19 protein-coding genes are annotated in these 22,754 nt (G+C 70.9%); 8 read left to right on the top strand and 11 right to left on the bottom strand.

Annotation, left to right across the window (positions count from 1 at the left end):
• Positions 1-17: 17 nt before the first annotated feature.
• Entirely contained in the window at positions 18-2,135 is a 2,118-nt protein-coding gene (locus MLY01S_RS06575) for an acyltransferase family protein (RefSeq protein WP_167635512.1), read from the bottom strand.
• Positions 2,136-2,299: 164 nt separating this feature from the next.
• On the opposite strand from MLY01S_RS06575, the gene MLY01S_RS06570 reads away from it, so the two are divergent.
• Positions 2,300-3,268: an inositol monophosphatase family protein gene (locus MLY01S_RS06570; protein ID WP_067190471.1), complete on the top strand. Its 969-nt coding sequence runs from the start codon at positions 2,300-2,302 to the stop codon at positions 3,266-3,268.
• Positions 3,269-3,320: 52 nt separating this feature from the next.
• Positions 3,321-3,827: a pyridoxamine 5'-phosphate oxidase family protein gene (locus MLY01S_RS06565; protein WP_371327621.1), complete on the top strand. Its 507-nt coding sequence runs from the start codon at positions 3,321-3,323 to the stop codon at positions 3,825-3,827.
• Between the two features lie 82 nt (positions 3,828-3,909).
• Here the strand turns inward: MLY01S_RS06565 and MLY01S_RS06560 are convergent, their stop codons facing one another.
• The 5 genes from MLY01S_RS06560 to MLY01S_RS06540 all read right to left on the bottom strand — a co-directional run bounded on the left by MLY01S_RS06560 (position 3,910) and on the right by MLY01S_RS06540 (position 10,569).
• Positions 3,910-5,709: an FAD-binding dehydrogenase gene (locus tag MLY01S_RS06560; RefSeq protein ID WP_082739802.1), complete on the bottom strand. Its 1,800-nt coding sequence runs from the start codon at positions 5,707-5,709 to the stop codon at positions 3,910-3,912.
• Between the two features lie 94 nt (positions 5,710-5,803).
• Positions 5,804-6,904: an intradiol ring-cleavage dioxygenase gene (locus MLY01S_RS06555; RefSeq protein ID WP_067190467.1), complete on the bottom strand. Its 1,101-nt coding sequence runs from the start codon at positions 6,902-6,904 to the stop codon at positions 5,804-5,806.
• A 197-nt stretch (positions 6,905-7,101) separates the two neighbouring features.
• On the bottom strand, positions 7,102-8,889 hold the full coding sequence (locus MLY01S_RS06550; protein ID WP_067190465.1) for a thiamine pyrophosphate-binding protein: 1,788 nt from the start codon (positions 8,887-8,889) through the stop codon (positions 7,102-7,104).
• Complete coding sequence (speB, locus tag MLY01S_RS06545) at positions 8,886-9,893, bottom strand: agmatinase (RefSeq protein ID WP_067190463.1); 1,008 nt, start codon at positions 9,891-9,893, stop codon at positions 8,886-8,888. Before speB ends, MLY01S_RS06550 begins: the two co-directional genes overlap by 4 nt.
• Before the next feature lie 106 nt (positions 9,894-9,999).
• A complete protein-coding gene (locus MLY01S_RS06540) occupies positions 10,000-10,569 on the bottom strand; it encodes an XRE family transcriptional regulator (RefSeq protein WP_067190461.1) in 570 nt (189 codons plus the stop codon).
• A 309-nt stretch (positions 10,570-10,878) separates the two neighbouring features.
• Between MLY01S_RS06540 and MLY01S_RS06535 the strand changes: the two genes are divergently transcribed.
• The 3 genes from MLY01S_RS06535 (at position 10,879) to MLY01S_RS06525 (ending at position 15,108) form a co-directional block, all read left to right on the top strand.
• Positions 10,879-12,072, top strand: a complete 1,194-nt coding sequence (locus MLY01S_RS06535) for an alcohol dehydrogenase catalytic domain-containing protein (protein ID WP_067190459.1) — start codon at positions 10,879-10,881, stop codon at positions 12,070-12,072.
• A gap of 220 nt (positions 12,073-12,292) precedes the next feature.
• Positions 12,293-13,657 (top strand): aspartate aminotransferase family protein, encoded by a 1,365-nt coding sequence (locus MLY01S_RS06530; protein WP_067190457.1) that lies wholly within the window; start codon positions 12,293-12,295, stop codon positions 13,655-13,657.
• Positions 13,658-13,956: 299 nt separating this feature from the next.
• A complete protein-coding gene (locus MLY01S_RS06525; RefSeq protein ID WP_067190455.1) occupies positions 13,957-15,108 on the top strand; it encodes a VIT1/CCC1 transporter family protein in 1,152 nt (383 codons plus the stop codon).
• Between the two features lie 276 nt (positions 15,109-15,384).
• Here the strand turns inward: MLY01S_RS06525 and MLY01S_RS06520 are convergent, their stop codons facing one another.
• Together MLY01S_RS06520 and MLY01S_RS06515 are read right to left on the bottom strand one after the other, a co-directional pair.
• Positions 15,385-16,092: an ABC transporter permease gene (locus MLY01S_RS06520; RefSeq protein ID WP_067190453.1), complete on the bottom strand. Its 708-nt coding sequence runs from the start codon at positions 16,090-16,092 to the stop codon at positions 15,385-15,387.
• Between the two features lie 46 nt (positions 16,093-16,138).
• Entirely contained in the window at positions 16,139-17,068 is a 930-nt protein-coding gene (locus MLY01S_RS06515; protein ID WP_067190451.1) for an ABC transporter ATP-binding protein, read from the bottom strand.
• 220 nt (positions 17,069-17,288) lie between these two features.
• Between MLY01S_RS06515 and MLY01S_RS06510 the strand changes: the two genes are divergently transcribed.
• The 3 genes from MLY01S_RS06510 to MLY01S_RS06500 are packed head-to-tail and all read left to right on the top strand — an operon-like array spanning position 17,289 to position 19,291.
• Positions 17,289-17,537: a hypothetical protein gene (locus MLY01S_RS06510; protein WP_067190449.1), complete on the top strand. Its 249-nt coding sequence runs from the start codon at positions 17,289-17,291 to the stop codon at positions 17,535-17,537.
• 39 nt (positions 17,538-17,576) lie between these two features.
• Entirely contained in the window at positions 17,577-18,686 is a 1,110-nt protein-coding gene (locus MLY01S_RS06505; RefSeq protein ID WP_067190447.1) for a histidine kinase, read from the top strand.
• On the top strand, positions 18,683-19,291 hold the full coding sequence (locus MLY01S_RS06500; RefSeq protein WP_255218011.1) for a response regulator transcription factor: 609 nt from the start codon (positions 18,683-18,685) through the stop codon (positions 19,289-19,291). The genes MLY01S_RS06505 and MLY01S_RS06500 overlap by 4 nt, the downstream gene beginning before the upstream one ends.
• A 119-nt stretch (positions 19,292-19,410) precedes the next feature.
• On the opposite strand, the gene sucD is transcribed toward MLY01S_RS06500, so the two are convergent.
• The 3 genes from sucD to MLY01S_RS06485 all read right to left on the bottom strand — a co-directional run.
• Positions 19,411-20,331: a succinate--CoA ligase subunit alpha gene (sucD, locus tag MLY01S_RS06495; protein ID WP_067190443.1), complete on the bottom strand. Its 921-nt coding sequence runs from the start codon at positions 20,329-20,331 to the stop codon at positions 19,411-19,413.
• Between the two features lie 30 nt (positions 20,332-20,361).
• Positions 20,362-21,531, bottom strand: a complete 1,170-nt coding sequence (gene sucC, locus MLY01S_RS06490) for an ADP-forming succinate--CoA ligase subunit beta (RefSeq protein WP_067190441.1) — start codon at positions 21,529-21,531, stop codon at positions 20,362-20,364.
• A 190-nt stretch (positions 21,532-21,721) separates the two neighbouring features.
• The coding region (locus MLY01S_RS06485) for a 3'-5' exonuclease (RefSeq protein ID WP_169795140.1) at positions 21,722-22,754 on the bottom strand (1,033 nt) is incomplete at its 5' end.

Genomic DNA, 22,754 nt, shown 5'->3' with positions numbered 1-22,754 from the left:
AGTGCCAGGGGGGCGGGTCATTCGACGCGGACGACCTTCTCCTTCACCGGGTCCTCGTCCTTCGGGAACGCCGCCACCAGGGCCTTGGCCATGTGCTCGGCCTTGGCCTCGGAGCCCTCGGCGTTGTTGTGGTTCGCGTCGTTCTCCAGGAACCACTCGGGGTGCGGGGTGGCGTCGGCGGACCAGTCGTAGATGCGCAGGTTGTCGTACCGGTCGGTGGCCTCCACCAGGGACGCGTTGAGCTTCTGGATGTTCTCGTTGGCGTAGTGCGGGTTGTTGGTCCACGGCATGGTGATGCCGTTGACCCAGAGGACGGGCTTGCCCTCGGAGGCCTCCATCACGCCGGCGATGCGCTTTTCGGTGCTGGAGAAGTCGTCCTGGCTGGCCATGTTCGCGGCGTCGTTGAGGCCCACGTTGACCACCCAGCAGCCGTTCTCGCCGAGTTCGCCGGCGTGCTCGCGCATGGTGTCCGGGGCGTTGGTGCCCTTCTCACCGGGGTTGAGCTCGGACGGCTCGAGGGTCTCGATCATGGAGCGGCCTCCGGCCACCTCTTCGACGACGGTCTGCACGCCCACGGCCTCGTACTGGGCGGTGATGCGCTTGGCCGGGTCTTTCACCATGGTCAGGGAGTTGTTGGACGGGCCGATGGACGTGGAGTCACCGATGTGGACCACGGTCTCACAGGACGTCTCGGTCGCGGCGGGGCGGGCCACGGGCTTCGTCGGCGTCGGCGACGCCACGGCACCCTCGCCGTCCGGTTCCCCGGCGGAGGTCTCGGCCTGCTTCGCCTGCTCCTCCCGGGCGATCTCCACCACGGACTTCTGCGGCAACGCGGCGATGCCGACCATCGCGCCGATCGCCAGGAGTGTCACGCCCACGGATCCGGCGGCCAGCACGCCGCGGCCGGCGACCTTCGGCACCGGGGTCTGCTCCACCTGGGCGCGGGAGGCACGGACGTCGCCCTCAGACACCTCGGCGCGCTGGGCACGGGCCTTGCGCTGGGCCTTGCCGGTGATCAGCGGAAGGAAGCCGTGCCGGCGGATCGGGTCCTCCACGAACCGCCAGGACAGCTCCGCCAACACCACGGTCAGCGCCACGACCACCAGGCCGCGCCACACGTCCTGGCCGTACAGGGTGCGCTCCGGCAGGAACGCGACCACAGGCATGTGCCACAGGTAGATGCCGTAGGACCGCTCGCCGATCCAGCGCAGCGGCGCGATGCCGAGGACCCGGTTGGTCCAGGACTGGGCGTGGATCAGCGGCATCAGCACGAGGATCGTGGAGACCGTCAGCGCGGCGATGCCCCAGGTGTAGAGGCTGTGGTCCAGCTGGTCGGTGGTGGCGGCCAGGTAGAGGATGCCGGCCACGCCGAGCGCACCCAGGATGTCCAGGGTCCACAGGGCCTTCTCGGATTGGATCTTCGCGACCTTCTTCGGCCGCCACAGCATCGCCAGCACGGCGCCCCAGAGCAGGCCGCCGGCGCGGGTGTCGGTGCCCTCGTAGGCGCGGGTGGAGTCGCCGGTCGGGTCGGCCAGCATCGCCAGCAGGACGAAGGAGAGCGCGCCCAGCACGAAGGTGGTCACGGCGGCCTTCGCGAACGCGGCCCCGGTGCCCTCGCCGTCCTTCTTGGCCTTGAACAGGGTGAGCATGCCGAGCAGCAGCAGCGGCCACACCACGTAGAACTGCTCCTCCACCGCCAGGGACCACAGGTGGTCCAGCGGGGAGGGCCCGTCGAACTGCTCGAAGTAGGAGCCGCCGGTGAAGATCGTGTGCCAGTTCGCCACGTAGATCAGGGCGAAGAACGCCTGTTCGCCGCGGTCCCCGAGCTTGTCCGGGTGGACGACCATGGTGGCCACCATCACCACGATCAGCAGCAGCACCACCGCCGGCAGCAGGCGGCGGAAGCGGCGGATCCAGAAGTGCCTGAGGTCCAGGTCCCCGTGCTTCTCCCAGCGGTTGAGCAGGAGCATGGTGATGAGGAAGCCGGACAGCGTGAAGAAGACGCCGACGCCGAGCAGGCCGCCGCTCGTTCCGGGCACGCCGATGTGGTAGGCGACCACGAGGCCCACGGCGATCGTCCTGAGACCGTCCAGACCTGGATAGTAGGCCGCAGACTTGTTGACCGGACGAGGCAAGGGGACGCTCCTCACGTGCGGGGGACGGAACGCCCGCGCGGGGCGATGCTCCGGCACGGACGAGGGCGCGGCCGCCCTCGGCGGAGACGGACCACAGTCTCCAAGAATCTCACAGTGCGCCCGCGCGTGCACGCGTTCGTGCGACGTCTCACTACTGTGGACGCATGGCCCGCGACCTGCCCTCCACCCCCTCCCCCGCCGTCCTGCGGCGGGTCGCCGTGGACGCCGCCGCCGGGTGCGTGCCGGCCCTGCGGGCCGCCTTCCGCGCCGGCCCCTGTGTCCCGACGACGGCCGCCCACCCGAGCCTGAAGACCAACCACCACGACCTGGTCACCGAGTACGACCGCGCCACCGAGGCCGCACTGGTGCGCGCCCTGACGGACGCCGTCCCGGGGTCGCAGGTCCTCGGCGAGGAGACCGGCGCCCACGGGGACCCGGACCATCCGCTGCGGTGGATCGTGGACCCGATCGACGGCACCTCGAACTTCACGCACGGCTTCGCGATGTTCTCCGTCTCGATCGCCGCGGAGGTGGACGGCGAGCTCGTCGCCGCGGCGATCGCGGATCCGGCCGCGGGGCAGGTGTTCTCCTCGGACGACACCGGCGCCTGGCTCGCCGCCCTCCGGCTGCCCTCCCCCAACACCGCTGCCCCACCCTGCCCCGACAGCCCCGAGAAGGCGAGCGACGCGCGCCAGGTCGGTGCCGTCGTCGTGACGGACGAACGTCCCCTGGCCGAGGCGGCCCGCCCGGCCCCGGACGCGGCACTCGGCGAGCACGGCCTGAACCTGGTGACCTCCTACCCTGCCGGCGAGGCCCTGGCCCTGGAGGGGTCCGCGGCGCTGGAGCGGTTCGGCGAGCTGGTGCGCACCTACGCCACGGTCCGGCGGACGGTCTCCGGCGCTCTGGAGCTGGCGTACACGGCGGCCGGCTGGGCAGACGCGGCCCTCTACGTGGACACGAAGCCGTGGGACGTGGCCGCCGGCGTGCACCTGCTGCGCGCCGCCGGCGGCACCTGGGTCGGCGGGGACCACACGACCCCGTTCGCCCTGGCCCTGGCCCCGGGCCGGAGCGCCCCCACAGCCCTGCGGGTCCTGGACGACATCATCCGGACGCGGCTCACCGCCGGGACCTAGACTGGGGAGAGGAACCAGATCGCCTGGGAACAGGCAGCGAGGAGGTCCCCGCATGACTGACACCGACAAGCCGTCCATGATGAACGTCGCCCGCGAGTCGGGTTCGCCGATGATGTTCGAGCACGCCGACGGGGAGCCCGTTCTGGTCCTGTCCGAGGAGCAGTGCTGGAAGCTGCTGCGCCGCACCCAGCATGCCCGCCTCGGCCTGGCCGTGAACGGGGAGCCGGACATCGTGCCCGTGAACGTCGCCTGGGGCGAGGGCAAGGCCTACTTCCGCACGGCGCCGGGCTCCAAGCTCGCCGAGCTGACCATCAACCCGAGCGTGGTGCTGCAGGCGGACGGCATCCTCTCGGACCAGGCCTGGTCCGTCCTGGCCCGCGGCACCGCCCGCCGGCTGGAGACCGAGGCGGAGATCGCCCACGCCGAGTCCCTCTGCATCGCCCCGTGGGTCCCCACCCTCAAGGACTTCTACGTGGAGATCGACATCACCTCCGTGACCGGCCGCCACTTCGCCTTCGGCACCCACCCGGAGCGCGACGGCACCCAGCCGAGCGACTGATCCGCCAGACACCAGCAAGGCCCCGGTGAGCACAGGCTCACCGGGGCCTTGCGTGTGAACTTGCGTGTGAAGGAGGCCGGGCTCAGGCAGTCTCGGCGGCCACGGACCTGCCGGCGGTGCGGCCGGAGAACAGGCAGCCGCCGAGGAAGGTGCCCTCCAGCGCACGGAAGCCGTGCATGCCTCCGCCGCCGAAGCCGGCCGCCTCACCCGCGGCATACAGGCCCGGGATGACCTGGCCGCCGGCGTCCAAGGCACGGGAGTGCAGGTCCGTGTGCAGGCCGCCGAGGGTCTTGCGGGTCAGGGTGTGCAGGCGCACGGCGATCAGCGGGCCGGCCTTCGGATCGGTCAGACGGTGCGGGGGCACGGTGCGGATCAGCTTGTCCCCGAGGTACCTCCGGGCCGCGCGGACCTCGTCCAGCTGCGGGTCCGCACCGGGGCGCTCGGCGCCGGCCTCGTGCTGGGCGACGGCGGCCTGCACGGCGGCTTCGTCCACCCTCGGCCCCTCCGGGACCAGGGCGTTCATCTTCGCCACGAGCTCACCGACGGTGTCCGCGGTGACGAAGTCCTCTCCCTTCTCCAGGAAGTCGCGCACCGGGCCCGGCATGTCCTGGGTGACGCGGCCGAGGACCTGGCGGACGGAGCGGCCGGTCAGATCCGGGTTCTGCTCCGACCCGGACAGGGCGAACTCCTTGCCGATGATCCTGTGGTTCAGCACGAACCAGGAGTGCTCGCCGGCCGGGTCCGTGCGGACGCCCTGCGGTGCCGAGGCCGAGGCGCCGCGCAGCTCACCGAGGGTGCCGAGGGTGTCGAAGCCGGGCCAGCGCGGGTGCGGCAGACGCCGGCCGGTGGCGTCCAGCCAGAGCGAGGACGGGCCGGGCAGGATGCGGATGCCGTGGCCGGGCCAGATCGGATCCCAGTTCTTGATGCCCTCGGTGTAGTGCCACATGCGGTCCGGGTGCAGCAGGCGGGCCCCGGCCCGCTCGGCCACCGTGATGCCGGAACCGTCCACATAGGCGGGCACGCCGGAGAGCATGTCCTGCGGGGCCGGGCCGAGGCGGTCCGGCCAGACCTCCCGGACCCGCTCATGGTCCGCCCCCACGCCTCCGGTGGCCACCACCACGGCCGCGGACTCGATCCGGAAGTCCCCCACCACGGTGCGGTTCGAGGCGGTGCCGCGGGCGCCGTCGTCGTCCGCCAGGACCCGGCCGGCCACGCCGGTGACGGCACCGCCGGAGGTGAGCAGCTCGGTGACGCGGTGGCGGGGCAGATAGGTGAGGCGGCCGTCGAAGGCGGCCTGCTCCACCACGCGGGAGAACGGCTCCACCACCCCCGGGCCGGTGCCCCAGCTGATGTGGAAGCGCGGCACGGAGTTGCCGCCCACCCCCGGAGCCGGGACCTTGCGCTCGGCCCAGCCGACCACCGGGAACAGCCGGTGGCCGCGCTCGCGCAGCCACGCCCGCTTCTCCTGGTGGGCGAAGTGCACGTAGGCCTCCGCCCAGGCCTTGGGGAGGGCGTCCTCCGGGCCGGTGAAGCCGGCGGTGGCCTGCCAGTCGGACCAGGCCAGCTCCACGGAGTCCTTCACGCCCAGCCGGCGCTGCTCCGGCGAGTCCACCAGGAACAGGCCGCCGAAGGACCAGTACGCCTGGCCGCCGAGGTCCGTGGCGCGCTCCTGGTCCACCAGCACCACGCGGCGGCCGGCCTCCAGCAGCTCCACCGTGGCCACCAGCCCGGCCAGGCCGTGGCCCAGGACCACGGCATCGGCGCCGCGGACGGTGGACGCGGAGGACCTCTGGGCGGAGGCCGAGGAGGGGTCCGTACCCGTGGCCCGGCCTTGACCGCCGAGGGCGACTCCGCAGGAGGATGTGGCGGGGGTCTCAGTCATACAGACAGCCTAGAGGAGGGCACAGGTGCCTGCTCCCGGACGGCAGGGCGGCCGCCGAGCCGCGGGAGGTCCGGGCGGCCGCCCCGGCCGGGCCTCAGTCGGTCGGCGGCTGAGGCGGGGTTCCGCCCTGGCCACCGGCACCGGCGGGGCCGCCCTGGCCGCCGGCACCACCGGGGCCGCCCTGCTGGCCGGGACCACCGGGGCCGCCCTCGCCCTGCCCACCGCCCATGGACGGCTCCTGCTGCTCGGTGGTGGTGTCGATCGGCACGTCCACGGTGCCGGTATAGCCCTGGGAGACCGAGCCGGTGAGAGCGACCAGCTGCTGGTCATACCCGTCGGAGAAGACGTTGTCCGTATCGAGGGACACGTTGGCCAGATTCTCTGCGGACCCGGTGTACGCAGACTCGGCATACACGGCGTCACAGGCCTCCTTGGGCAGGGCGATCTGCGAGGTGAGCACCGCATGGGTGGCGTCCGTGATGGACGCCTTGTCCGGGAACACCTCGAAGTGGATGTGCGGCCATCGGCCGGCATAGCAGCCCGGGATGATCGTGGTGAAGGTGACGGTGCCGTCGTCGCCCACCACCTGGACGCCGCGCAGCCACGTGGCGTCCGTGACTCCGTCGGAGTACATGGAATAGCGGCCCTCGGCGTCGCAGTGCCAGATGTAGACCGCCGCCCCCGTCATGGGCGCGTTGTCCTCCGCCATGTCGATCACGTTCAGGGTCAGCGTCAGCGGCACACCGTCCACCGCGTCGCCGCTGTCGATGCTGGAGGTCAGGTCCGCACGCTCGATGCCGGACTCCTCCAGCACATCCGGCCCGTTCGAGCCGTCTGCGGGGTAGGGGCCTGCGGTCTCCGTGTTCATCTCGGTGTAGTCCTTCCCGGAGGCAGAGGACGCGGCGGCACCCGAGGTGGAGGACGATGCCGCAGCGGACGAGGAGGACGACCCCGACGACGAGGATTCGGAGGCTCCGGCTCCGCAGGCTGCGAGCAGCAGGGCGCCGGCACCGGCACCGAACACGCCGAGGGCATTGCGGCGGGTCACCACCGTGCCGATGTCGAAGGCGGCACCCTGGTCCTCGACGTCTTCGCCCTGCCGGTGCAACAGGCGCCCCTCGAAGCGCTTCGCCGCCTCAGAGGGATCAGGGGCGGTGCCCTCGGAGGCGGAGGGGAAGGGGCGGCGCGCTGTCATGGCAGGGTCCTTTCATGGGAAGTCGTGGACTTCAGTCTGCGCGCAGCACCTGGACTGTTCCGGTGCTCCTACAGGAGCAGAGCAGGATAATCCTTCGAAAGTTCCTGGACGTGACACCGATGCACTCTGCACCCCACGCCCTGCCGCCCCCGCAGCCGGAAGGCGTGGCGGGGGCGGCAGAACGTAGGCGTCCGGCGTCAGGCCACCGGCACCTCCGGGGCCTCGCCGAGGTGGCTCGGGGCCCACATGGCGAGCGTGGTCTGCACGACCACCACGTTCGGGCCCTCGACGGCGAAGTTCCGCTCGAGCGCCTCGCGGACGTCCTCCACGGCCACGGTCTCGGCCGGGATGCCGAAGGACTCGGCCAGCTTCGCGAAGTCCGGGCGGTCCAGCTCGGTGGCAGTGGCCTGGCCGAAGGCGCCCTCCATGTACTCGCGGAGGATGCCGTAGCCGCCGTCGTCGATGATCAGCCAGGTGACCGCGGCGTTGTGCTGCCGAGCAGCGGCGAGCTCGGCGATGGAGTACATCGAGGAGCCGTCGCCGGCCACGGCCAGCACGCGGCCGTCGATGCCGGTCTTGCCCTGCTGTGCCAGCCCGAGCGCACCGCCGAAGGCGGCGGGGAAGCCGTAGCCGAGGCCGCCGGCGCCCTGCGCGGAGTGGAACTGCCCGGACCGGGCGTCCCAGCAGTTCCAGCCCCAGTACGCGGCGATCGTCATGTCCCAGAAGGTCTGCATGGACTCCGGCACGGCGGCGCGGATGTCCTCCATGAACTGCCGCTCACGGCTCAGGTCCTGGGCGTCCAGGCGGGCGGTCACGCGGGCGTTGACCTCGGCCACCTTCTGCCGGGCGGACTTCCCGTCCCAGGCGGCGGCGTCGGCCTCGCGTGCCGGCACGGCGAGCTCGGTGGAGATCGACTTCATGCCCAGGACGTTGAGCCCCTCGAGGTACGGGTGCGGCTCGAGCGTTTCGCCGCGCAGGGCCGCGGCCAGTGCCGCCAAGGCCGAACCGGCGTCCGCACGGATGCCGAGGGTCGGGTGGTTGGTCTCCAGCACGCGCGGCTCCGCGTCGATCTGGATCAGACGGCCGCGCGGCTCCAGGGTGAAGTAGTTCGAGGTGACCTCCCCCAGGGACGAACCGACCACCAGGAGAACATCAGCCTCCTCCAGGACCTCGGTCACGTAGCGGTCCTCCACCCACGCGCCCAGGGACAGCGGGTGCTCCCAGGGGAACGCGGTGTTGCCGCCGGGCGAGCAGACCACCGGGGCCTGCAGATGCTCGGCGACCTGCTTCAGGGACTCCATCGCCTCACGGCCGGAGCGGCGCACACCGCCGCCGGCGACGACCGCGACCTTCTCGGCGCCGCCGAGCCAGCGGGCGGCCTCCTCCACGAGCTCCGCGCGCGGCGGGTGCTCGTAGGGCACGGCGAGCGCGTCGCGCACCGGCGGGACCTGGACCTCGCCGAGCAGCACGTCCTGCGGGATCTCCACCCACACCGGCCCCTGGGGCACGGTGATGGCCTCAGCCCAGGCGTCCTGGATGGCCGAGGGGATGCCGGAGGCGTGGTGGACGGTGTGCTGGGCCTTGGTGACGTTCTTGGCCGAGGCCTTCTGGTCGTCCAGCTGGTGGATCATGCCCTTGCGGCGTGCGCCCAGGCCCGAGAGCGGGATCTGGGAGGCGATGACCACCATGGGAACGCCCGTGGCGTAGGCCTCCTGCAGTCCGGCCAGGGAGGTCAGGGCGCCGGGGCCGGTGGACAGGAACAGCACACCGACCTCGCCGGTGGCGCGGGCGTAGCCGTCCGCGGCGAACGCGGCATTGTTCTCCACGCGGTTGGAGACGAACTCCAGCGAGGAGCGGGACAGGGCATCGAACAGGCCCAGGGCATGCTGGCCCGGGATGCCGAACACGGTGCGTGCGCCGAGCGCGCTGAGGGTCTCGACGGCAAGATCCCCGCCGTTGCGGCGCGGGGCGTCTGCGGCGCTCATGCGGTCTCCTCCTGTGCCTGCTCGGCACGACGGTCGGCCATCAGGGTGATCAGGTCATAGGCGACGTGGGAGGCGGCCACACCGGTGATCTCGGCGTGGTCATAGGCCGGGGCGACCTCCACCACGTCGGCACCGACGAGGTTCATGCCGCGCAGGCCGCGCAGGATCTCCAGCAGCTCGCGGGAGGTCATGCCGCCGGCCTCCGGGGTGCCGGTGCCCGGGGCGTGGGCCGGGTCCAACACGTCGATGTCCACGGAGATGTACAGCGGGCGGTCGCCGATGCGCTGGCGCAGGGCGTCCACGACCTCGTCCACACCCTTCCTGAAGACGTCGGAGGAGGTGACGATGCCGAAGCCGAGACGGTGGTCCTCGTCCAGGTCCTTCTTGCCGTACAGCGGGCCGCGGGTGCCGACGTGGGAGATCGCCTCGGTGTCCAGGATGCCCTCCTCCACCGCACGGCGGAACGGGGTGCCGTGGGTGTACTCGGCGCCGAAGTAGGTGTCCCAGGTGTCCAGGTGGGCGTCGAAGTGCAGCAGGGCCACCGGCTCGCCGGCGCGGGCGGAGGCGGCGCGCAGCAGCGGCAGGGCGATGGTGTGGTCGCCGCCGATGGTCATCAGCGAGGAGCCGTCCTCGGTGAGGTCCATGGCGTCCTGCTGGATCATCTCGATGGCCTCGTTGATGTTGAAGGGGTTCACGGCCATGTCCCCGGCGTCCACCACCTGGGCCTGGGCGAACGGGGAGGTGTCCGTGGCGGGGTTGTACGGGCGCAGCAGGCGGGAGGACTGGCGGACGTGGCCGGAGCCGAAGCGGGCGCCCGGGCGGTAGGAGACGCCGGCGTCGAACGGCACGCCGACCACCTTGATCTCCGGGTCGATGCCGGCGGCCTGCGCCTCGTCCAGGCGCGGCAGCAGGGCGTAGGTGGGGGCGCCGCCGAAGCGGGGCACGAGGGCGGAGTTCACGGGGCCGAGGCGGCCGTTCTCCTCGACGCGGGGGATCTCGAGCATCTGGATGTCCTCTCTGGGTGGTTCGGTTCGGTCTGGTCTTGCCTGGTTCGGTCTGGTCTGGTCGATCGGGTCCGTCTGGTCTCTCCGGCGGGGGCGCCGGGAGGGGTCAGGCGTGGCCCACGAGGGTCCACAGCACGACGGCGGGACGGTCGTCCGGGTTGGCCCACGAGTGAGGCTCGCGGCCGGAGAAGGTGACGGTGTCCCCCTCCTCCAACAGGTGCACGGCCTCGGTGGTCCGCAGCTCGAGGCGGCCGGTGACCACGTGCACCGCCTCCACACGGCAGTCCACCGTGTACAGCTCCGCCTCCCCGCGGCCGCGCGGCGCGATGTCAGCGCGCAGGATCTGCAGGTCGCGGCGGCCGCGCGGGGTGATCAGGCGCTCCCGGATGCCCTCGCCGCCGAGGCTGACCGCGGGGGCGTCGGACAGGCGCACGACCGTCACCTCGGGTGCGTCCAGGACCTCGCCCGGGCTCGCGCCGAGCACCTGGCACAGGGTGATGAGCGTGCTGACGGACGGACTCGTCAGATCCCGCTCGAGCCGGGAGAGGAAGCCCTTGCTGACGCCGGCCGCCTCGGCCAGCTGGGCGACCGTGAGCCGCCGTGCCTCGCGCAGGGCGCGCAGCCGGCGGCCGATCAGCGCCTGGTCCGGCGCGGCCTCGAGAGGGAGGACCTTCATCGCGCTCCTTCCTCGCGTCGGTGGCGTCTACGCACCCGTCCTTGTTCCAGCGCAAGCCCGCATCGTGCGTGGCTCGGGCCGCGTGTTGCCCGTCGAGCAACACCTGTTTACCGTAGACCCCCGCCATGTGGTCGGCAACACACCGGCGGCACGTCGTCGTCGGCCCCGGCCAGCGGTGCGGAACCCTTCCGTCGGCCTCCGCCCGCCCCCTAGTGTTCGCGTACAGCCTGGGACCGGGACTCCCCGTCGGGTTCGCCCCGTCCCTCGCCCCGCCGGGGCCCCGCTGTAGACAGAAAGGCAGCAGTTCCCATGACGACCAAGAATCGCGCCGTGGCATTCCACGGCATCAAGGACGTGCGCGTCGACGAGCTGGACTTCCCCACCCTGCAGATGCCTGACGGCTCCGCCGCCCCGCACGGCGTCATCCTCAAGATCGTCGCCACCAACATCTGCGGCAGCGACCTGCACATCTACCGCGGGTCCTTCCCCGTGCCCGAGGGCATGGTGCTGGGTCACGAGATGACCGGCCAGGTGCTGGAGGTCGGCAGCGACGTCCAGTTCCTGAAGGAGGGCGACCTCGTCTCCGTGCCGTTCAACGTGGCCTGCGGCCGCTGCCGCAACTGCCGCGCCGGCCGCACCGAGGTGTGTGAAACCGCCAATCCGGAGCAGGCGTGCGCCGCCTACGGCTTCAATCTGGGCGACTTCCAGGGCGGACAGGCCGAGTACCTGTTCGTGCCGTATGCCGACTTCCAGCTGCTGCGCTTCCCGGACCAGGAGCAGGCGATGGAGAAGATCCTGGATCTGGCCGTGCTCTCGGACATCCTCCCCACGGCGTTCCACGGTCTCATGGAGGCCGGCGCCAAGCCCGGCTCCACCGTCTACATCGCCGGTGCCGGCCCCGTGGGCCGGTGCGCCGCGGCCGCCGCTCGGCTGCTGGGCGCCTCGTGCATCATCGTGGGCGACCAGGACGCCTCCCGGCTGGAGCTGGTGCGCAAGCACGGCTGCGAGACCATTGACCTGTCCACCACGGAGAACCTGCAGGACGCCGTGAACGACATCCTCGGCGAGCCGATGGTGGACTGCGCGGTGGACTGCGTCGGCTCCGAGGCCCACGGCCTGGGCTCCGCGTCAGATGAGATGCAGCCGATCGCCGCCGTGAACCAGGTCCTGGACATCACCCGTCCGGGCGGTGCCACGGGCATCCTCGGCATCTACGGGCCGGACCCGATCGCGGAGACGAAGGCCGAGCAGGAGGGCACCTTCCCGGTGGACTTCGGCAAGGCCTGGATCAAGTCGCCCCACATCATCGCCGGCCAGGCGCCCATCATGCGCTACAACCGTCAGCTGATGATGTCGATCCTGTGGGACCGGATGCCGTACCTGACAGACATGGTCAACCCGCGCGTGATCACCCTGGACGAGGCGCCCCAGGCCTATGCGGAGTTCGACCAGGGTTCCGTGGACAAGTTCATCATCGACCCCCACGGCATGATCGCCCGCTGAGCGCGCAGGCACGAGCCGCCGCCGTCTGCAGATCAGGTTGCGTGCAGCAGCGTGCCCGGCGGCCGGTGAGGCTCCGTCCGTGAGGCGAGGGGCCGTCGTCGAGAAGCATCCTCCTTCCCGACGACGGCCCCTCCCCTGTCCGAGGAACGGTCACCTCTGCCCGGGCGGACGTGATCAGGGTCATACTCGTGCCTGGACCGCCCCGCACAAAGGAGGACCCATGTCACCGACCACCGGACCCGTCACCGAGGAGCTGAAGGCCGCCGGCCGCCGCGCCGCCGAACTGGACCGCGCCCACGTGTTCCACTCCTGGTCCGCCCAGGACACGCTGAACCCCATGACCGTGGTGGCCGCCGAGGGCTCAGCCGTCTGGGACGGCGAGGGGCACCGCATGCTCGACTTCTCCTCGCAGATGGTCAACACGAACATCGGGCACCAGCACCCGGCCGTGGTGAAGGCGATCCAGGAGCAGGCCGCGAAGATCTGCACCATCGCCCCGGCCCACGTGAACGACGCCCGATCCGAGGCCGCACGGCTCGTCGCCGAGCTGGCCCCGGAGGGCATGGAGCACGTGTTCTTCACCAACGCCGGTGCGGACGCCAACGAGCACGCCATCCGCATGGCCCGCCTGCACACCGGCCGCCACAAGGTCCTCTCGGCCTACCGCAGCTACCACGGCGGCACGAACCTGGCCGTGAACGTCACCGGGGACCCACGCCGCTGGTCCAACGACCTCGCCACCGAGGGCGCCGTCCACTTCCTGCCCTCCTACCCGTACCGCTCCTACTTCCACGCCGAGACCGAGGAGGAAGAGGCCGAGCGCGCGCTGGAGCACCTGGAGCACACCATCCTGCTGGAGGGCCCGGGCACCATCGCCGCGCTGATCCTGGAGACCGTGCCGGGCTCGGCCGGCGTCTACGTCCCGCCGGCCGGATACCTCCGCGGCGCCCGGGAGCTGTGCCGGCGGCACGGGATCATGTTCATCGCGGACGAGGTCATGGTCGGCTTCGGCCGCACCGGCGCCTGGTTCGCCCTGGACCACTGGGACCTGGACCCGGACCTGATCACCTTCGCCAAGGGCGTCAACTCCGGCTACGTCCCGCTCGGCGGCGTCATCGTCTCCGAGGCGATCCGCACGACCTTCGGCGAGCGCGTCTACCCCGGCGGGCTGACCTACTCCGGCCACCCGCTGGCCTGCGCCGCCGCCGTGGCCACCATCGGCGCCATGCGCGAGGAGGGCATGGTGGAGAACGCGAAGCGGATGGGTGAGGAGGTCTTCGCCCCGCGCCTGGCCGAGATCAAGGAGAAGCACCCGTCCGTGGGCGACGTCCGCGGCCTCGGAGCCTTCTGGGCCGTGGAGCTGGTGAAGGACCGGCAGACCAAGGAGCCGCTGGCACCCTACGGCGGGTCCTCGGAGGAGATGAACAGGGTGGTCGGCGCCCTGAAGGCCGGCGGCGTGCTGCCGTTCGCCAATTTCAACCGCATCCACCTGGCCCCTCCCCTGAACATGACGGACGAGGACCTGCACACCGGCCTGGACGTGCTGGACGAGGCGCTCTGTGTGGCGGACGAGGCGATCGGCTGACAGGACGGGTGCCCGGCGCTGGCTGACAGGACGAGCGCCCGGTGCTGGCTTACGGAACGGGTGCGGCGCTGGTTGCCGGGCACGGGCGCGCGGGGTGCCCTGGGCCGGCTTCCGGCAGGGGCACGCCGGGCGGGCCAGGACACGCAAGCCAGGTACGCGCACGCCGGGCGGGCACGCAGGTCGGGCACGCAGGGCGCGGGTCTAGGATGGACCGGTGCCCGCGGCCTGGACAGACCGCGCCACAGGCACCGCGTGCGCCGGGTCCCGGCGCCCCACCGCGACTCCCCAGGAGAGACTGCATGTCCACGTCCACCGACGGCCCGGACTCCGCCGACGCCACCGCTGCCGCGGCTTCGGCGGCCCCCACGCCCCAGCAGATCCGCCGCTGGCGCCGCTACCTCGCGGACGAGATCGCCGAAGGCCAGATCTACCGGGACATCGCCGCCCGCCGCCACGGCGTGGAGCGCGAGATCCTGCTCGGCCTGGCGGAGGCGGAGAAGCGCCACGAACAGCACTGGCGCACCCTGCTCGGGAAGCACGCGGAGAACCCGCCGCGGCCCTCCTTCCACCGTCTGCTGCTGCGGTGGCTCGCCCGCATCTTCGGCTCCGTGTTCGTGCTGGCCCTGGCCCAGCGCGCCGAGTCGGACAGCCCCTACGCCAAGGACTCGGACGTGCCGGAGGGCATGGCCGCGGACGAGGCGATCCACGAGGAGGTCGTGCGCGGCCTTGCCGCCCGGGGCCGTGAGCAGCTGGCCGGCTCCTTCCGTGCCGCCGTGTTCGGCGCCAATGACGGCCTCGTGTCCAACCTGGCCCTGGTGATGGGCATCGGGGCCACCGGTGTGGCACCCTCCGTGGTGCTGTTCACCGGTGTGGCCGGCCTGCTGGCCGGTGCCCTGTCCATGGCGGCCGGGGAATTCGTGTCCGTCCGCTCCCAGCGCGAACTGCTGGAGGCATCCTCTCCCACCCACGTGACCCTGGAGGCCGCCGAGTACCTGGACATCGACGCCAACGAGCTCGAACTCGTCTACCTCGCCCGCGGGATGTCCGAGGAGGACGCCAAGCACCGCGCCCTCGAGCGCCTCGGCTACCTGAACTGCGACTGCAACCCGAAGTACTCCGCCCGCCCGGACGGCTCGAAGGGCCCGGTGGACCATTCCGACGACTACGCGGAGATCGGCTCGGCCTGGACCGCCGCCGGTTCGTCCTTCTGCTTCTTCGCCGTGGGCGCGCTCATCCCGATCCTCCCGTACCTGTTCGGCTTGGCCGGTATGACCGCCCTCGTGCTCGCGCTGGTGCTGGTGGGCGGCGCTCTGCTGTTCACCGGCGGCGTGGTGGGCGTGCTCTCTGGTTCCTCCCCGATGGCCCGCGCGCTGCGTCAGCTCGCCATCGGCTTCGGCGCCGCCGGCGTCACCTATGTGCTGGGCCTGCTCTTCGGCGCCCAGGTGGGCTGAGCACCCGCCCTCCTGGCTCTTGGGCCTGAGGCCCTGGCGTTTTGGGGATAAGACCCCGCGCTTTGGGGATAAGACCCCGCGCTTTGGGGATACGACACGGTCACGTTTTTCAATCTCAACACCGTGTCTTGCCCTCACTCTGCGCGCTTCGCACCGTGTCCTGCCCTCACTCTGCGCTTCGCAGCCGGCTTCAGCCCTGGCCGCGCACCGGACATGCTCGAGGAGCGGGCCGCTGAGTCGAGAGGATTCCGGGAGCGGAAGGCGGCCGTGCGGGCCTCATGACCGCGGCTCCCACCGGAACGTGCTCTTCGCCGCGGCGAAGGCCGCAACGACGAAGGCCAGGCTCGGCAGCAGCAGGCTGACGGTCTCATGCAGGGCCATGCCGCTCCATCCCTCGATGATGAGCTCGGTCACGGCACCGCCGGGGAGCAGGCGCTTGACCGCGGTGAGCTCCTCCGTGCCCGTCAGACCGACCCACATGGCCGCGCCGAGGACGACCACGAACAGGGGCAGCGTGGTCACCTGCGCGCGGTCCGGGGAGTTGGTGAGACCCGCCGTCGCGATGGCTGCGCCCACGAACATCAACTCCAGGACGACGACGGCGGCCACGACGGCCGCGACCCCCACCGGAGGGGTGCCCACGGCAGACAGAACCGCGACGATGACGCCGGCCTGGATCACATTCACGAGTGCGACCGGCAGCACGAGACCGCTCAGGATGGAGGCGTCTTTCGCCGCGGTGGACCTCAGACGCTTCAGGAACAGGTTCTGGCGACGGGAGGCCAGAGTGGTGGTCGCCGTGATGTAAGTGCCCATGGCGGTCACGGTGACCAGGATCAGAGCTGCCGTCACCGGGGTACCCCCGAAGTTCTCGCGGTTGAAGATCAGGACCGCGCTGAAGGCGAGGGGGATGAACAACGACGAGGCGGCGACAAGGCGGTTGCGGACGAGCTGTGTCATCTCGCTGCGGGCGATGGCGAACATTGCGGGCTCCTCTTGTGGTGGTCGAGTCGGTCGTGAGGACGTGAGATCAGGCGTTCAGGGCGCGGAAGAGGGATTCGAGTCCCTTGGCTCCGACGTTCAGGCCCTCGAGCTCCACATCGCGGGAGCGGGACCACACCAGGAGGCGGTACAGATCTTCCTGGAGGTTCGTGGTGGGGATGGTGACCCCGCCGCCGGGCGCGATCGTCGCGTCCTCGAACGGGACGGTGAGCTCACGGCTCAGCCGGAAGCTGATGGTCGAGGGGGAGGCCGAGGTGAGCTCGGCGACCGTCCCCTGCCGATGGATGCGGCCGCTGTGCATGAGCGCGATGCGGTCAGCCCTCTCCTGGGCCTCCTCGAGGTAGTGCGTGGTGAGCAGGATCGTCGCGCCCTCGTCACGCAGCCGGTCTACGACGTGCCAGAGGGCGTCGCGTGCCTCGATGTCCAACCCCGTGGTGGGCTCGTCGAGGAAGATCAGCTCCGGTGAGCCGAAGATCGCCGTGGCGAAGTCGAGGCGGCGCTTCTCACCGCCGGAGAGCTGCCCGGTCCGGGTGTCCCGACGCCGGCGGAGGTCCACGAGGTCCAGGACACGGTCGACGTCGTCGTCCCGCCGGGTCAGACGACCGATCAGCGCGAGGGTCTCGCGCACGGTCAGATCCGGGGCGAATCCGCTCTCCTGGAGCATGATTCCCACTCTGCTGCGGAGGGACCGGTTGCTCGGGTCCTGCCCGAAGAAACGGACGGAGCCGGCGGTCGGGGCCCGGTGTCCCTCCATCACCTCGATGGTCGTGGTCTTGCCGGCGCCGTTGGTGCCGAGCAGACCAAGGAACTCGCCGCGCCGGATCTCCAGGTCGACCCCGTCGACGGCGGTGAAGTCTCCGTAGTCGATGCGAAGGTCCTTCATCTCGACGACCGTCTCTGAACGGACGCCGTCGGCAGTGGGGGCGGCGGGTGTGGTTCGAAGCGTGGTGTTCTGCATGACCCTCACACAACCAACGGGCACTGCCTGCCCGGCAGTGAGGTCACGTCACTGCGCGGCATGACAGAGTTGGTGCGCAAGCGTGACGCTGCGTCACTGGTGCAGGGTGGACCGCTGACGGAAGGGTGGATGTCGTTCCGGTCCCGCGGCACCCCCGGCGGATCGGGGCCACCGGAGAGAAGAAGAGTACAAGCCATCGACCTGGACACGGGAGGCTCCCATGAAGACCATCCGGACCATCGCATTCATCCTGCTCCTCTGTGCCACCGCATTCGGCATCATGTTGACGCTGCACTACCTGCCCATCCCTGAGATCCTGCCCTCTGAGATCACTTCCTGGATCCCGGCACGGGGCACCGCCGACGCCACCTGGCTGATCGTCGGCATGGTCGTCTCCGTCGTCGCGACCGCTGTGGCGTTCTCGGCCAGCAACAAGGCCGTCGAGCGACAGGGGCAGGCGGCCACCTGAGGAGCACCCGATCCACGCACTGACTGAACAGGAGTGCCGATGACCTCCGAGCACACATCGGAGACGCGAAGACTGCGCAGCAGGACGAGCTTCGTCCTGCTCGCAGTCTTCGGCGTCGCTGCCATCGTCACCCTCCTGACGTCGGCCGTGGAGCCGTGGCCTCCTCTCGTGCTGGCACCCGGCCTCATCGCCGGCCTCTGGCTGCTGTCCCAGTGGCACCGGCAGGTCGCCGCCCCGATTCGCTGGGCGGTGCTCGCGCTGGGCACCCTCACCTGGGCTCTCGGCGCCCTCTGGGAGCTGACTCCCCTCGGCGCACTGGCCTTCGCCCTCCCCGGTGCGCTCGAGGTCATGTGGAGCCGACAGGCCAGGGCCGTCGTGACCCTGCTGGTGCTCACCGTCGGGGCAGCAGCCGGCGCTCTCGTGGTCGTCACCGACCCCCAGGCCCTGTGGGTCTATCTCGGCATGGGCGTCCTGCTGACGGGCGTCGCGTGCGTGACCATCCCCGACTCCCGGGCCTCCTTCGATCTCATGCGCCTGCAGGACGAGCGTGCGGAGCAGGAGCGGGCGGCCTCTGTCGATGCCGAGCGGCTGCGCTTCTCCCAGGACCTCCATGACATCCAAGGCCATGCGCTGCACGTGGTGAAGCTCAAGATCGCCGTCGCCCAGCGGCTGCTGTCCACGGACCCCGACGCGGCCCGGCGGGAACTCGACGAGGCCCAGCAGACCCTGCGCCGGACCATGGCCGAGACCAAGGCGCTGGCACAGGACGGGCACGACTTGACCCTGCGCGGTGAGCTCGCGAACTCCGTCGCGCTGCTCAAAGCTGCAGGCATCACCGTCACCGCCGACGACGCCGGCGGCCCGCGACGCAAAGAGTTCGAGCACGTGGCCGGCGTCGTGATCCGGGAAGCGACCACCAACATCCTGCGTCACTCCGACGCCCGTCGGGTCGAGATCAGCCTCGCCCCCGGGCACGTGGTGATCTCCAATGACGGTGTGATCGGTGTCCCCGCCGAGGACCACACGGGAGGGCTGGCCAACCTCCGGTCCCGCCTCGCGGGAGTCGGAGGCCGCCTGGACGTCTCCTGTGACGACGAACGGTTCACCCTCGAGGCACGATGGGACGCGGACGAGGAGGAGGCGACGTGAACGAGATCAGGATCGTTCTGGCGGACGACGAGAAGCTCCTGCGCACAGCACTGGCCACTCTGCTGGAGATGGAGGGCGGCATCCGCGTCGAGGAGGTGGCAGCCGACGGCGATGAGGCGGTCGAGGCGGTGCGCCGCATCGATCCCGACATGCTGGTGACGGACATGGAGATGCCCGGGCTGGACGGCATCGCCGCCGTCGAGGCGCTCCGCCAGACCCACCCCGATCTCCCGGTGGTGATGCTCACCCGCCACGCCCGTCCCGGGGTGCTCCGACGGGCCCTGAAGGCCGGGGTCGCCGGGTTCGTCACCAAGTCGGCGGAGCCGGAGGAGATCGCCGACGCGATCCGCAAGGTGCACAGCGGGCAGCGATGGATCGATCCGGACACCACGGCCCGGGCGATCTCGGACGACTGTCCCCTCACCGACCGGGAGCTCGACGCCCTGCGCGCCACGAGCGAGGGGTACTCCGTGGCCAGGATCGCCCAACAGCTGCACCTCGCGGAGGGCACGGTCCGCAACTACCTCTCCAGCGCCATGCAGAAGACCCAGGCCTCCACTCGCCATGACGCGGCGCGGTTCGCCCGCCGCCGCGAGTGGCTCTGACTCCGCCTCTGCCGCCACCGCACAGGACCACACCACGACGACGGCCCCCTCACCCTGACGGGTGAGGGGGCCGTTCGCTGACTCGCCGCGCCGTCAGGCCCGGCGGCCGAGGGTCTGGGTCAGGCCAGGCCCTTCATGATCTCACGCATGAGCTCGGCGGTCTCGGACGGGGTCTTGCCGACCTTCACGCCCGCGGCCTCCAGAGCCTCCTTCTTGGCCTGGGCGGTGCCCGAGGAACCGGAGACGATGGCGCCGGCGTGGCCCATGGTCTTGCCCTCCGGGGCGGTGAAGCCGGCGACGTAGCCGACCACCGGCTTGGTCACGTTGGCCTTGATGAACTCGGCGGCACGTTCCTCGGCGTCGCCGCCGATCTCGCCGATCATCACGATGGCCTTGGTGTCCGGGTCGGCCTCGAACGCCTCGAGGGCGTCGATATGGGTGGTGCCGATGACCGGGTCGCCGCCGATGCCGATGGCGGTGGAGAAGCCGAAGTCGTTCAGCTCGAACATCATCTGGTAGGTCAGGGTCCCGGACTTGGACACCAGACCGATCGGGCCGGAGCCGGTGATGGTGGCCGGGGTGATGCCGGCCAGGGCCTCGCCCGGGGTGATGATGCCGGGGCAGTTCGGGCCGATGATGCGGGTCTTCGGCTTGCCGTCCTCACCGGTCTTGGACTGGGACAGGGCGAAGAACTCGGCGGAGTCCTGCACCGGGATGCCCTCGGTGATGACCACCAGCAGCGGGATCTCGGCCTCGATGGCCTCGATGGCGGCGTCCTTGGCGAAGGCCGGCGGCACGAAGGCCACGGACACGTCGGCGCCGGTCTTCTCCATGGCCTCCTTGACGGAGCCGAAGACCGGGAGCTCGACGGCGTTGCCGTCCTTGTCCTCGTGGGACACGGTGGTGCCGGCCTTGCGGGCGTTCACGCCGCCCACGATGTTGGTGCCGGCCTTGAGCATCAGGCGGGTGTGCTTGGTGCCCTCACCGCCGGTGATGCCCTGGACGATGACCTTGGAGTCCTTGTTCAGGTAGATGGACATGTCAGTCTTACCTCAGTCTTTCCGAGAAGCTCAGTTGGCGGCGTGGGCGAGCTCGGCGGCCTTGTCGGCGCCCTCGTCCATGGTGGCGGCCAGGGTCACGAGCGGGTGGTTCGCCTCATCGAGGATGCGGCGGCCCTCCTCCACGTTGTTGCCGTCCAGGCGCACGACCAGCGGCTTGGTGGCGGTGTCGCCCAGGATCTCCAGGGCCTTCACGATGCCGTTGGCGACGGCGTCGCAGGAGGTGATGCCGCCGAAGACGTTCACGAACACGGACTTGACCTGCTCGTCACCGAGGATGACGTCGAGGCCGTTGGCCATGACCTCGGCGTTCGCGCCGCCACCGATGTCCAGGAAGTTGGCCGGCTTCACGCCGCCGTGGTTCTCCCCGGCGTAGGCGACGACGTCCAGGGTGGACATCACGAGGCCCGCGCCGTTGCCGATCACGCCGACCTGGCCGTCGAGCTTCACGTAGTTGAGGTCGTTCTCCTTGGCCTTGGCCTCGAGCGGGTCCTCGGTGCGCTCGTCCACGAGGGCGGCGTGGCCCTCCTGGCGGAAGCCGGCGTTGTCGTCCAGGGACACCTTGCCGTCCAGGGCGAGGATCTTGCCGTCGCCGGTCTTGACCAGCGGGTTCACCTCGACGAGGGTGGCGTCCTCCTTGTCGAACACGCCCCACAGCTTCTGGATGACGGCGGCGACCTCGGACTTCAGCTCCTCCGGGAAGCCGGCCTCGTCCACGATCTTCTGCGCGGTCTCGGCGTCGATGCCGGTCAGGGCGGAGACGGGCACCTTGGCGAGGGCCTCGGGGCGCTCCTCCGCCAGCTGCTCGATCTCCATGCCGCCCTCGACCGAGCACATGGCCAGGTAGGTGCGGTTGGCACGGTCCAGCAGCACGGAGAAGTAGTACTCCTCGGCGATGTCGGCGCCCTGGGCGATCATGACCTGGTGGACGGTGTGGCCCTTGATGTCCATGCCCAGGATGGCCTTGGCGTGCTCGTAGGCCTCGTCGGCGGTCTTGGCGACCTTCACGCCGCCGGCCTTGCCGCGGCCACCGACCTTCACCTGCGCCTTGACGACGGTCACGCCGCCGATCTTCTCAGCGGCCGCCTTGGCCTCTTCCGGGGTCTGCGCCACGATGCCGGCGAGCACGGGGACACCGTGCTTCTCGAACAGATCGCGCGCCTGGTACTCGTACAGGTCCACGGTTACGGAGTCCTTCTACGTCGAAGACAGTGGGCCCGGCGCGGCACAGGCGTGCCCGCCCGGGCGAACGTACCCCGCCGGCCCCGTCCCGCACGAGGGCGGCGACGGCCGGCGGGCAACCGTTCCGAACCCACTCTAACCGAGAACCTGCCCCGCCATCACGGGCCAGGGTCCGCCTCCCGGCCGCTGGTCAGTCGACCTTCTCCAGCGGCGCGTACCGGAGCAGCAGGCGCTTCTGCGCGCCGGTCTCCGCGAAGGTCACGGTGGCCACCGTCTTGTCCCCCTCGCCGGAGACGCCGACGACCGACCCCTCGCCGAACGTCGCGTGCCGCACCCGGTCCCCGGGAGCCAGCTTCACGACCTCGCGCTGCGGGCTGACGCGCCTCGGCGCCTCACCGCGGACGACGCCCGTCGGCACCGTGAGGTCCTTCGCCTCGTCTCCGCGGGTGAGGCGCTGCCGCACACGCGGCGCGGGGCCGTCGTCGTTCCTCCGGGTTCCGGAGCCGTAGGCGCCGGATCCGTACGAGGAGGCGCGGCCGGACGAGCCGCGCCCGGAACCGGTGGCCCCGGACCCGCCGAAGCGCTGGGCGTACCGGGAGGTGCCGGCTCCTGCCAGCGAGGTGATGGAGCCGAACTGCGCGCCGCCGGGACGGACGGCGCCCTCACGCTCCCAGTCGATGAGGGCCTCGGGGATCTCGGCGAGGAACTGGCTCGGAGGGTTGTACTGGTGCTGGCCCCACAGCGAGCGGACCTCGGCACGGGTCACGTGCAGGCGCTCGCGGGCGCGGGTCAGGCCCACATAGGCCAGGCGGCGCTCCTCGGCCATCTCCTTCTCATCCGTCATGGAGCGCGAATGGGGGAAGACGCCGTGCTCCATGCCGGTCAGGAACACCACCGGGAACTCGAGGCCCTTGGCGGTGTGCAGGGTCATCAGGGTGACCTGACCCTGCTGCTCGGCGAGCGCCTCGCCCTCCACGTCCGGCGCGGCCGGCAGCTGGTCCGCGTCCGCCACGAGGGCGACCTGCTCGAGGAAGTCGGAGAGGGTGCCCTCCGGGTTCGAGGCGGAGAAGGAGCGCACCACGGCCACGAGCTCGCCGAGGTTGTCCGCGCGGGACTCGTCCTGCAGGTCCTCGGACTCACGCAGCGCGGCGAGCATGCCGGACTGCTCCAGCACGGCCTCGAGCACGGTGGCCGGGTCCGAGGTCTCGGCGACCTGGGCGAGG

Source organism: Micrococcus lylae NBRC 15355, from assembly GCF_001570885.1.
Taxonomy (GTDB): Bacteria; Actinomycetota; Actinomycetes; order Actinomycetales; family Micrococcaceae; genus Micrococcus; species Micrococcus lylae.
The sequence above is the reverse complement of the archived record's forward strand: the minus strand, read 5'-3'. Positions and strand labels throughout refer to the sequence as shown.

Coding starts and splice junctions, on each gene's coding strand:
- MLY01S_RS06570 (WP_067190471.1), top strand. CDS start 2,300: ATGGCCCGCGACCTGCCCTCCACCCCCTCCCCCGCCGTCCTGCGGCGG.
- MLY01S_RS06565 (WP_371327621.1), top strand. CDS start 3,321: ATGACTGACACCGACAAGCCGTCCATGATGAACGTCGCCCGCGAGTCG.
- MLY01S_RS06560 (WP_082739802.1), bottom strand. CDS start 5,709: ATGACTGAGACCCCCGCCACATCCTCCTGCGGAGTCGCCCTCGGCGGT.
- MLY01S_RS06555 (WP_067190467.1), bottom strand. CDS start 6,904: ATGACAGCGCGCCGCCCCTTCCCCTCCGCCTCCGAGGGCACCGCCCCT.
- MLY01S_RS06550 (WP_067190465.1), bottom strand. CDS start 8,889: ATGAGCGCCGCAGACGCCCCGCGCCGCAACGGCGGGGATCTTGCCGTC.
- speB (WP_067190463.1), bottom strand. CDS start 9,893: ATGCTCGAGATCCCCCGCGTCGAGGAGAACGGCCGCCTCGGCCCCGTG.
- MLY01S_RS06540 (WP_067190461.1), bottom strand. CDS start 10,569: ATGAAGGTCCTCCCTCTCGAGGCCGCGCCGGACCAGGCGCTGATCGGC.
- MLY01S_RS06535 (WP_067190459.1), top strand. CDS start 10,879: ATGACGACCAAGAATCGCGCCGTGGCATTCCACGGCATCAAGGACGTG.
- MLY01S_RS06530 (WP_067190457.1), top strand. CDS start 12,293: ATGTCACCGACCACCGGACCCGTCACCGAGGAGCTGAAGGCCGCCGGC.
- MLY01S_RS06525 (WP_067190455.1), top strand. CDS start 13,957: ATGTCCACGTCCACCGACGGCCCGGACTCCGCCGACGCCACCGCTGCC.
- MLY01S_RS06520 (WP_067190453.1), bottom strand. CDS start 16,092: ATGTTCGCCATCGCCCGCAGCGAGATGACACAGCTCGTCCGCAACCGC.
- MLY01S_RS06515 (WP_067190451.1), bottom strand. CDS start 17,068: ATGCAGAACACCACGCTTCGAACCACACCCGCCGCCCCCACTGCCGAC.
- MLY01S_RS06510 (WP_067190449.1), top strand. CDS start 17,289: ATGAAGACCATCCGGACCATCGCATTCATCCTGCTCCTCTGTGCCACC.
- MLY01S_RS06505 (WP_067190447.1), top strand. CDS start 17,577: ATGACCTCCGAGCACACATCGGAGACGCGAAGACTGCGCAGCAGGACG.
- sucD (WP_067190443.1), bottom strand. CDS start 20,331: ATGTCCATCTACCTGAACAAGGACTCCAAGGTCATCGTCCAGGGCATC.